Genomic DNA, 3,008 nt, shown 5'->3' with positions numbered 1-3,008 from the left:
TATCTGTTCTTGGCGCGGCCATGGCATCGCGTTTGGTATGCGCATGGGGGCCACATTAAGTATCCTGCCCTCCTGCGTGGTACAGAACGTGACACCTGAAGTGGTGTTCCCGACCATCTCCGAGACCGAGCTCGATCTGGGACAGACGCGGCAGGTGGAATTCACTCTGTCGTTTCGCTGCGACGAAGGCACCAACAGCAAACCATCCTATGCGGCGGGTACCGACGACAACCAGACCGCGTTTGGACTCCAGGTCTCCCCAGGCGCACTGGCGGCCGCGCAGTTGTTGGGATACGTCAATCAGGACAGGGGCGTGCGCTATCTGCTCTCGGACCAATACGGTACCGATCCCACGGTGGCCAAGGGCGTGGGGATCAGCCTCAGTGACGCCGATACGCATCAACAGATGCAATGGTTGAGTTCATCCGTGAGCGGGCAATGGTTGCCGCAGTCGTTGCCATCGGGACGCAATGCCGGCTGGTATCGCCTCACCGCCCCCGGGCAGCAAGCCGGTCGGGCATCACCTGCACCGTCATCGGCACCCGTGGGACAGTACACGGTGGAAAAGCGGCTCACGGCCACGCTGCAAAAGCTGCCAGGCAAAACGGTCACGGCAGGGCGGGTGTTCTCGACAGCTTATGTGATCGTGAAGGTACAGTGATTGCAGCGATTGCAACGACGTAAGGGCTCAAGACGGGTAGTTCTTCAGCGCCGTCTGTATCGCACGCCATTTCTGGTAGCCCGAGGTGGGATCGAGCTGACGTCCATCGCTCTCGATGCGTGCGACATAGGTCGCGGCGATCTGATGATAGTTCACCGGGGTGTTGTCGATGGCCTGGCGCTCGCTTTCGGAAAACGGAATGAATTCACCGTGCGGCCCGGCTTTGCCAATCGGCCCGACCAGGGTCAGGCTAATCATTGCTTCCAGATCGATTTTTCCCGCGTTGTAAAGCTCCTTGGCGAAGCTGCGCATTTCTGCCGGCGTCATGGAGGAAATATTGCGATTGGCCGAGGTAGTCCCGCTGGCAGCCGATGGGCTGGCGTCGTTGGCCTGTTTGCTGGTTTGCGCCAGCACGGCAGAAAATGCCTTGGCGGCATCTCCCTGGTAGCCCTGTTCGATCCGCTGGCTGGATGACTGGAAAGGCTGATATGAAGCTACTTTCATTGTTTACCCCTGAAGTCCTGTGGATATCGACCTGCCACTGAAGATTTCTTCCACCATCAGGCAGGGCAGTGAGGCCAAGCTTACTCCAGTAGAAACTGTCGGGAGAAGGGACTGGATCAACGACAGTGCATCAAATTGCAGCACAAGCCGCATAGATCAATTCAAGGGCAAAAAATGCGGCACGCGAGCGTTCTAGCCCGCGTGCCCTCTCTCATCAGAAGTGCTTGGTCATGGCCAGATACAGCCCGCGTCGTTGTCCATACTGCGGTGCCCCGACCCCGATACCGCTACCATCGCGGATTTCATAGACTGAATCGAGTACGTTGATGGCGCTCAGGCGCAGCGTCGTAGCGCCGATCGGCGAATCCTTGAACTCATGCGCCACCGACAGATTGATGCTGGTGTAATAGGGCAGGTGCTCGGTATTGGCAAAGCCGCTACGCAAGCCGCTACCCGATACCACGCTGCCACTATAGGTGGTGTCGTGGTCCACATAGGAGGCCCCGGCCGAGACCGTGATCGCCTGGTCGTGATCCAGGTGCACCCAGTTATTGGCGATGTAGTTGAGTTCATCCTGGCCGAAATTGTATTGGCTCGAGGCGACGTTCTTGCCCAGTGCGGTAGCGCGCGCCAGGTTGAAATAGGCCGCCAGATTATCCTTGCGATAGTTCAGCGTCAGTTCCACACCATAGATCTTGCCCTGCGAATAATTGAACGGCGTATAGAGCAGGGCCGAACCGAACTGGCCTTCATCGAGCAGGTTGGTGACCTGCTTGTAATAGCCATCCACGCCCAGGGTGAGATGATTGGTCAGCTTGTGGCTCAGGCCCAGGTCATAGGTATTGGAGCGCTCCGGCTGCACCGCATCGTTGCCATTGGTGGGTGGGGCGCCGGTGGTGTTGGCGAAGTTGTTGATGGTGCTGGCCGGGATCAGTTCACTGGTAGGCGGCGTGAAGTAGCGGGCATAGCCGGCGTGCAAGGTGGTGCGCTCATTGAGCTGATACACCATGCCGATGCGCGGGCTCAACTGGCTGCCGGTGACATAGGCATTCAACTTGTCGAAGCGGGCGCCGTAATTGAGCGTGAGCGCGTCACTGATCTTCCATTCGTCCTGCAGATACACCCCCACTTCGGTAGTGATCTTGCGGTTGCCATCGCTGATGGCAATGGGTGTGTCGCTGCTCTGGTTGCCGTTGGCGTCGGTCGGCAAGGTCAGGGATTGATCGCTGTTGGTCAGGGTTTCGCGGGTATAGGAGATGCCACTGCGCAAGGTGTGGCGGTCGTTGAGACGATAGCTGCCATCAGCCTGCAGACCGTTGGCCAGGCCCGCTCGCGAGACCTGGGTCGCCACGCCGGTGTACATCAGGTCACCCAGGTTATCTGGCTGGAACTTCACGCCGGTATAGCGACTGAAGGCGGCAATCTGGTAATCGATGTCCTCGCCGATCACGCCCTGCAGCGACAGGATGCCGTAGCGGGTGATCTCATTCTGGGTTTCGTTCAGGTTCTCGGAGGCGACGTTGCCGCCCGCGACATTGAAGCTCGGCGTCTGCCCAGGTGTATTGGGAATCTGGAAGTGGCTGTTGGTATTGGCCAGGATCAGGCTCAGGCGGGTATCTGGATTGATCAGGTAGGAGAAATACCCGAAGGCCTTGCTCTGGGTGGTGCGGTCATGCAACGCCGAGGAAGCGCCGGTGGGGTTTTCGATGCCCAGGTTGTTGGCATCCAGTGAACCGGTGACGTAGTAGCTGATGCCGTTGACGATGCCGTTGGCCTGGCCCATGACCTGGCGCGTGTTGTTGCTGCCCATGACCACGCCGATATCGCCACCCGGTGTGAGGTG

At 58.8% G+C, this 3,008-nt stretch carries 3 protein-coding genes; 1 reads left to right on the top strand and 2 read right to left on the bottom strand.

Annotation, left to right across the window (positions count from 1 at the left end):
- On the top strand, positions 1–661 hold a 661-nt coding region (locus tag I5W_RS14045; protein ID WP_044529694.1), incomplete at its 5' end, for a fimbrial protein.
- 27 nt (positions 662–688) lie between these two features.
- On the opposite strand, the gene I5W_RS14040 is transcribed toward I5W_RS14045, so the two are convergent.
- Positions 689–1,165, bottom strand: coding sequence for a hypothetical protein (locus tag I5W_RS14040; RefSeq protein WP_252717022.1), 477 nt, complete (start codon positions 1,163–1,165; stop codon positions 689–691).
- A 214-nt stretch (positions 1,166–1,379) separates the two neighbouring features.
- Positions 1,380–3,008, bottom strand: a 1,629-nt coding sequence (locus I5W_RS14035; RefSeq protein ID WP_050010673.1) for a TonB-dependent receptor, incomplete at its 5' end; no start/stop codon positions are given.

The sequence above is a fragment of the Herbaspirillum sp. B65 genome, from assembly GCF_000333555.1.
Taxonomy (GTDB): Bacteria; Pseudomonadota; Gammaproteobacteria; order Burkholderiales; family Burkholderiaceae_D; genus Herbaspirillum; species Herbaspirillum rubrisubalbicans.
Note: the sequence above shows the minus strand (reverse complement) of the source record. Positions and strands in the feature narration are given on the sequence as shown.

Excerpts from the sequence above, each read along its gene's own strand:
- I5W_RS14040 (WP_252717022.1), bottom strand. The coding sequence starts at position 1,165 with ATGAAAGTAGCTTCATATCAGCCTTTCCAGTCATCCAGCCAGCGGATC.